We start from the raw sequence: 7,240 nt of genomic DNA, 5'->3' as shown, positions 1-7,240 counted from the left end.
TGGCGTTCTTGCGGGTGCGGGTTGTGGCGGCCTTGCGGGCTGCCAGGGAGTCGGCTAGGTGGATGTAGTCGCCTACTACCCGGCGGGCGTAGGGGTTGTGGTCGAGGATGCGGGGCCACCAGTGGCGGCCTAGTTGTTCGTGCATCCAGAGGAAGCCGATGGCGAAGCCCATGCTGAGCAGGGCGCGGAAGGCCAGGAACTTCCAGGGCTCGGCGGGGAGGCCGGGAGTACCGACTACCGACCATTCGGTGACGACGGCGTGCACCAGCAGTGCGAGTGGGAAGCCGATCACCCAGTAGACCGCCGCGGGGGCGAATACGCCGGCGGGAAGCTTGCCGAGGGCAAGCAGTACGGCGTACCCGACACCGAAGAGCACCAACGGAACAGCCAGGCCCAGGCCGGTGACGATCGCCCAGCCGATGGGCCGGCCGACAAACGCGGCCAACCCACCGGCGACGAACCCGGCTGCTACGCCCACGGTGGCCGCGGGCAACGAGAACTCCATGAGCTGCCGGATCTTCAACCTGTCCATGATCAGCCCACGACCACGCCGAAGCGCACCAGGCTGTAGAACAGCATGCCCAGATAGAAGATCGCGCCGAACCCGATGATGACGTTGCGCACCGGTCCCGGCCGGATCGGTTTGGGCAGCAACTTGTTGTTCACCAGGAGCAACACGATGCAGTACGCGCCCATCGCGAAGGTCGACAAGAAGGCCAGCACATCGAGGATCCCCGCCGGACCATCGGCCGGCCCGAACAGCAGGATCAGGATGCCGAACGTGATCACGCCCCAGAGGAACCCGGCGTACAACTTCGACATCGAGAACCGTTTGGCGCCCGGGATGAAGTAGTACGTCATGTCCGCCTGACCCCGCGAGAACGAGTCGAACAGACCCAACGTCGCGTTCAGGCCGATCAGCGCGATGAAGGCGAAGAACAAGGTACCCAGGATCGGGCTGCCCGCCGAGGCGAACGAGTCGGACATCGCCTTCAGCGCCGCCTCCCGGTCACCGCCCTCGATCAGCGACGCCACATCCGGATTCTGCCGCGCCGCGGACATCGCCAGCACGGTGAACGAGATCGTGACCAGCATCGTGATACCCCAGAAGAGCAGCAGCGCGTCGAAGGTGACCCACTTGCGCCAGCCCCTCCACTTCTTCATCTCCTCCGGGTCCTCGGTGTCGAACATATAGCCCCGAGACGGCATCGCCTCCGCCTCGCCGGACGTCCGCAGACCACGCACCTTCGGGATGTGCGCGCCCATACCGGCACCGCTGTCCCGCAGCTGCAGCGTGTACCACATCTGCTGCATACCCGACGGGCCGGCGAAAGCGATCGAGCCGACCAGGATCGGGAACCACGCCTCCGTCAACGCCTTGTCCGGCAGGAAGCCGATCGCGAACATGCCGGACAGCGTCTGGGCCAGGTCGTCCCAGCTGCCGACGATCGCCGCGATGATCGACGTACCGACCACCAGGAAGCCGATCAGCAAGCCGAGCAGCTTCTCGAGGAAGTTGTAGATCACCGACAGCATGCTGAACAGCACGCCCACGAACACCAGGGCCACACAGGCGGTCGCCTGCCAAGGTATCCCCGTTATCTCCTCGAACGCCGCCGCGCCGGCCGACAAGTGGCCCGGCCAGATGTAGATCAGGATCGCCGCGACGTAGAAGAACCACATCAGCGGTTTGAACACCCGGGCGGCGCCGAAGAAGATGCTCTCTCCGGTCGCCATCGCGTACCGCGCCATCTCCAGCAGCACGAACGCCTGCAGGGTGACACCGACCATGAACAGCCAGCGGATGTCCGGACCGAACACCAGGACGAGCCGGGGCCACATGTAGGACTCACCCATGCCGACGCCCAGCGCGACCAGGAAGACGGTCGGACCGAGGATGTGCAGAGAAGGCGGTGCGGGCGGTAGCGGCCGGATCGGCATCGGTTCGAGCCGGCCGGCCTTCCAGACCCGATCGGTCACCGCTGCTGCCGCGGGCTCTTCGGGTACTTCTGAGGTCTTGCTTGTGACGTCCAAGGCGGACTCCTTAGATCGACGCCAACTGGGGTGGGGTGACTACTTGCTACAGCGCGCCCGCGTTCCGGGCCCAGCGGTACTTGGCACCGAGCACCTGGACCGGTGTCTCGGTGGTGTACGGATATGCGACTACCCCGTGTTCGAACAGGTACTGACTTGCTTGCTCGACCTCCACGTCACCCGACAACGAGGCGACGACCGGCTTGTCGATGCCCTTGGCCCGGTACTCCTCGACCACCTCGGCGACCAGCTTCGCGAACACCATCGGCGGCGTCACGATCGTGTGCCAGTAGCCCAGGATCAGGGCGTGGATCCGGTCGTCCTCGAGCCCGAGCGCGACCGTGTTCCGGTACGTCGACGGCGGCTCGCCACCGGTGATGTCGACCGGGTTCCCGGCCGCCCCGAACGGCGGGATGAACTTCTTGAACGCCGCGTCCAGATCCGGCGGGATCGTCATCAGCTGCAGCCCGTTGTCGACGCAGGCGTCCGAAAGCAGGACACCCGAGCCGCCGGCGCCGGTGATGATGACGACGTTCTCGCCCTTCGGCGTCGGCAGCAGCGGGATCCCCCGGGCGTACTGGAGCATCTCGTTCAGCCCCGGCGCCCGGACCACGCCGCTCTGCCGCAGGATGTCGTCGTAGACCTTGTCGTTGCCGGCCAGCGCGCCGGTGTGCGAGCTGGCCGCCTTGGCGCCCGCGCTCGTCCGGCCGGCCTTCAGCACGACGACCGGCTTCTTCTTCGACACCCGCGCGGCCGTCTCGGCGAAGGCCCGGCCGTCCTTGAGATCCTCTAGGTGCATGGCGATCAGGTTGGTGTTGTCGTCGGTCTCGAAGAACGTCAGGAGGTCATCCTCGTCGATGTCGGCCTTGTTGCCTACCCCAACGATCGCCGAGACGCCCATCCGGCTGGACCGGCTGAAGCCGAGGATGGCCATCCCGATCCCGCCGCTCTGCGATGAGAGCGCGACACTGCCCTTCACGTCGTACGGTGTGCAGAACGTCGCGCACAGGTTCTCCGGCAGGTAGTAGTAGCCGTAGATGTTCGGCCCGAGGATCCGTACGCCGTGCTTGCGGGCGATCGCGACGACCTCGTCCTGCAGCTCCTGCTCACCGGTCTCGGCGAACCCGGACGGGATCAGGATCGCGCCCGCGACCCCCTTCTGCCCGCACTGCTCGAGCGCGCCACCGACGAACTTGGCCGGGACGGCGAACACCGCGACGTCCACGTCCCCCGGCACATCGGTGATCGAGGGGAAAGCCTTCAGCCCCAGCACCTCACCGCCGCGAGGATTGATCGGGTAGATGTCACCCTTGTATCCCCCGTTGACCAGGTTCTTCATCACCGAGTTGCCGATCTTGCCGTCCTCGTTGGACGCGCCGATCACGGCCACCGCGCGCGGCTTCATGATCCGGGTCATCGCGGTCAGGATCTCGTCCTGGGTGTAGCGCTCGACCGGCTTGCCGGCCCCGGCGTCCACGATGATCCGGAAGTCGACCGCGGTGGCGCCGTCCGGCCCGGCCAGCACCGGGTTCAGGTCGACCTCCGCGAACTGCGGGAAGTCCTCGACCAGGTCGGACAGCTTGCTGATGATGGCCGCGATCGCGTCCTTGTCGACCGGCTTCGACCCGCGGACGCCGTTCAGCATCTCGTGCGCGCCGATGCCGTCGACCATCGAGCGAGCCTCCGCGGGGGAGGTCGGTGCGAGGCGGAAGGTGACGTCCTTGAGCACCTCGACCAGGACGCCGCCCAGCCCGAAGGCGACGATCTTGCCGAAGGTCTCGTCGGTGACGGACCCGACGATCACCTCCTGCACGTCGCCCCCGGTGACCAGCATCTTCTGCACCTGTACGCCGGTGAGCTCGGCCTCACCGTCATAGGCACGAGCGTTCGCGATGATCCGCTCGTACGCCGTGACCGCGGCCTCCGCGCTGTCGACGCCGACCACCACGCCGCCGGCCTCGGTCTTGTGCAGGATGTCCGGCGAAACGATCTTCAGCACGACCGGGAAACCGATCTCGGCCGCCAGCGCGGCGGCCCCCTCAGGGCTGGTGGCCAGCCCCTCACCCGGCGTCGGGATCCCGTACGCGTCGGCGACCTGTTTGGCCTCCGGTGCGCTCAGCGAGGTCCGGCCCTCCGCCAGCGCCCGGTCGAGGACGGACTGGACAGCTGCCTTGTCATAAGTCATGCCTGAAGCTCCTCAGAAGCGGTTGGGTGGGACGGCGTTCAGACGACGCCGGCGGCCTTGAGTTCTTCGAGTTCGGCGGTATCGATGCCCAGGCCGCCGTAGATCGCGGAGTTGTGTTCGCCCAGGCCGGGCGAGGTCTCCACCTGGACCGGGGAGTCGGACAGCTTGATCGGGCAGCCGACGGTCTTGAAGGTGCCGCGCTGCGGGTGCTTCACCTCGACGACGGCGCCGAGCTCGGCCAGCGTCTCGTCCTCGATCAGTTCCTTGGTGGACAGGATCGGGCCGCACGGCACGTTCAGCGCGTTCAGCTTCTCCATCACCTCGAACTTGGTGTGCTGCTCGGTCCACTGCTCGATCAGCCCGAACATCTTGTCGAGCTTGTCGAGCCGGGCGGCCGGCGTGTTCCAGTCCGGGTCGTCGGCCAGCTCGGGCTTGCCGATCAGGTTGGCGATCGGGGCCCAGCCGGGCGGCTGGACGATCACGTAGATGTAGTCGTTCGGGCCGCCGGGCGCGGTACGGACCGCCCACCCGGGCTGTCCGCCGCCGGACGCGTTGCCTGAGCGCGGTACCTCGTCCCCGAAGTTGTCGTTCGGGTACTCCTTCAGCGGACCGTTCGCGAGCCGCTGCTGGTCACGCAGCTTGACCCGCGTGAGGTTCAGTACCGCCTCCTGCATGGCCACCGAAACCCGCTGGCCCTTGCCGGTGGTCGTCCGCTGGTACAGGGCGGCGAGGATGCCGGCGACCAGGTGGATGCCGGTGCCGGAGTCACCGATCTGAGCTCCGGTGGCGGTCGGCGGGCCGTCCTCGAACCCGGTCGTGCTCATCGCGCCGCCCATCGCCTGGGCGACCACCTCGTAGGCCTTGAAGTCCTCGTACCGGCCCGGGCCGAAGCCCTTGATCGAGGCGTAGATCAGCTCCGGGTTGATGCTCTGGAGCCGGTCCCAGGTGAAGCCCATCCGGTCGATCGCGCCGGGCGCGAAGTTCTCCACCAGGATGTCGGAGTTCTTCACCAGGTCGGTGAAGATCTCCTTGCCCCGCTCGGACTTCATGTTCAAGGTGATGCTGCGCTTGTTGCAGTTCAGCATCGTGAAGTAAAGGCTGTCGACGTCGGGCAGATCGCGCAGCTGCTGGCGGGTGATGTCACCCGTCGGCGCCTCCAGCTTGATGACGTCGGCGCCCAGCCAGGCCAGGATCTGAGTACAGGAGGGTCCTGACTGCACGTGGGTCATGTCGAGTACACGAACACCTTCAAGGGCCTTACCCATAACGGTCCTCCGGCTACTTGTACATGGTTTGGTTCATGGTTCCGGGCGCGTAGGCGTCGGGATCGACCCAGACGTTGATCAGCGACGGCAGCCCGGATTCACGGGCCCGCTGCATGGCCGGCCCGATGTCCTTGGGATCACGGACCTCCTCGCCGTACCCGCCGAGCATCTTGGCGAACTGGTCGTACTTGACGTCGCCCAGCGTGTTGCCGATCCGGCCGCGGTCGTGCCCGTACTTGGCCTCCTGGCCGTACCGGATCTGGTTCATCGAGGAGTTGTTGCCGACCACGCCGACGAACGGCAGCTTGAACCGGACCAGCGTCTCGAAGTCCCAGCCGGTCAGCGAGAAGGCGCCGTCGCCGAACAGCGCGACGACCTCCTTGTCCGGCCGCGCGTACTTGGCCGCCATCACGAACGGGATGCCGACGCCGATGGTGCCGAGCGGTCCCGGGTCCATCCAGTGGCCGGGCGACTTCGGCTGTACTACGCCACCCGAGAAGGTGACGATGTCGCCACCGTCGCCGATGTAGATCGAGTCCTCGGTGAGGAACTCGTTGATCTCGTGCGCGAGCCGCAACGGGTGAATCGGGTTGGCGTCCGACAGTTGGCGCGGCAGCCGCTTCTGGTACGCCGCGTCCTCCTCGGCCCGCAGTTCGCTGAACCAGGCCTTGCGGTCACCGGCCTTCGCGATCCGGCCCGAGGAGGCCTGGGTCACCGCGGCCAGGATCGCGCCCGGGTCGCCGACCAGGCCGAGGTCGATGTCGCGGTTCTTGCCGACGGTGCGGTAGTCCATGTCGATCTGGACCACGGTCGCGCCCTTCGGCAGCCGGCGGCCGTAGCCCATCCGGAAGTCGAACGGGGTGCCGACGATCAGGATCAGGTCGGCGTTGTTGAAGCCGTACCGGCGGGACAGGTGGAAGTGGTGCGGGTCGCCGGGCGGCAGCGTGCCGCGCGCCGAACCGTTCATGAAGGCCGGGATGTTCAGCTGGCGCACGAAGTCGATCGCCGCGTCGCTGCCGCGGGCGGTCCAGACCTGGGTGCCGAGCAGGACGACCGGCTTCTCCGCCCGGGAGATCAGGTCGGCGAGCGCCTCGATGCTGGCCGGGTCGCCGATGCTCTTCGTCGACGCGCGGTACCGGCCCGCCTCGGGGATCGTGGCCGACTCGACCGGGACCGAGTTGTCCAGGATGTCGCGCGGGATCTCCAGGAAGGACGGGCCGGGAGCGCCGTTGTAGCACTCGCGGAACGCCATCGAGACCATGTCTGCCACCCGCGCGGTGTGCGGCACGGTGGCGGCGAACTTGGTGATCGGCGTCATCATGTCGACGTGCGGCAGGTCCTGCAGTGAGCCCATCTTGTGCTGGTTCAGCGCGCCCTGGCCGCCGATCAGCAGCATCGGGCTCTCGGCACGGAAGGCGTTGGCGACACCGGTGACGGCGTCGGTGGTACCGGGGCCGGCGGTGACGACGGCACAACCGGGCTTACCGGTCATCCGGGCGTAGCCGTCGGCGGCGTGCGCCGCGACCTGCTCGTGCCGGACGTCGACGACGGCGATGCCCTCGTCGACACAGCCGTCGTAGATGTCGATGATGTGGCCGCCGCAGAGGGTGAAGATCACGTCGATGCCCTCGGCCTTGAGGGCCTTGGCGACCAGGTGTCCACCCGAGATGGTGGCGGTGCTCGGCTCCGGCTCGGTCACCTGGGCAACCGCGTTCGTTTCGGACACTGTCTGGGCCATCTGGCAGTCATCTCCTCA

Annotated in this window: 5 protein-coding genes; all 5 read right to left on the bottom strand. The window is 67.1% G+C overall.

Annotated elements, in window-relative coordinates; all coding sequences use genetic code 11:
- Positions 1-532 (bottom strand): hypothetical protein (locus ABD768_RS40990; protein ID WP_344850104.1); only part of this gene is annotated, 532 nt, incomplete at its 3' end.
- A 2-nt stretch (positions 533-534) separates the two neighbouring features.
- Positions 535-2,034, bottom strand: coding sequence for an Nramp family divalent metal transporter (locus tag ABD768_RS40985; RefSeq protein ID WP_344850102.1), 1,500 nt, complete (start codon positions 2,032-2,034; stop codon positions 535-537).
- 46 nt (positions 2,035-2,080) lie between these two features.
- Complete coding sequence (locus ABD768_RS40980; RefSeq protein WP_344850099.1) at positions 2,081-4,219, bottom strand: acetate--CoA ligase family protein; 2,139 nt, start codon at positions 4,217-4,219, stop codon at positions 2,081-2,083.
- Between the two features lie 38 nt (positions 4,220-4,257).
- On the bottom strand, positions 4,258-5,484 hold the full coding sequence (gene frc, locus ABD768_RS40975) for a formyl-CoA transferase (RefSeq protein WP_344850097.1): 1,227 nt from the start codon (positions 5,482-5,484) through the stop codon (positions 4,258-4,260).
- 13 nt (positions 5,485-5,497) lie between these two features.
- Entirely contained in the window at positions 5,498-7,222 is a 1,725-nt protein-coding gene (locus ABD768_RS40970) for a thiamine pyrophosphate-binding protein (RefSeq protein ID WP_344850095.1), read from the bottom strand.
- Positions 7,223-7,240: the final 18 nt, after the last annotated feature.

The sequence above is a fragment of the Kribbella ginsengisoli genome (assembly GCF_039537185.1).
Classification (GTDB): Bacteria; Actinomycetota; Actinomycetes; order Propionibacteriales; family Kribbellaceae; genus Kribbella; species Kribbella koreensis.
This window is presented reverse-complemented; position numbering and strand designations above follow the sequence as displayed.

Excerpts from the sequence above, each read along its gene's own strand:
- ABD768_RS40980 (WP_344850099.1), bottom strand. The coding sequence starts at position 4,219 with ATGACTTATGACAAGGCAGCTGTCCAGTCCGTCCTCGACCGGGCGCTG.
- frc (WP_344850097.1), bottom strand. The coding sequence starts at position 5,484 with ATGGGTAAGGCCCTTGAAGGTGTTCGTGTACTCGACATGACCCACGTG.
- ABD768_RS40970 (WP_344850095.1), bottom strand. The coding sequence starts at position 7,222 with ATGGCCCAGACAGTGTCCGAAACGAACGCGGTTGCCCAGGTGACCGAG.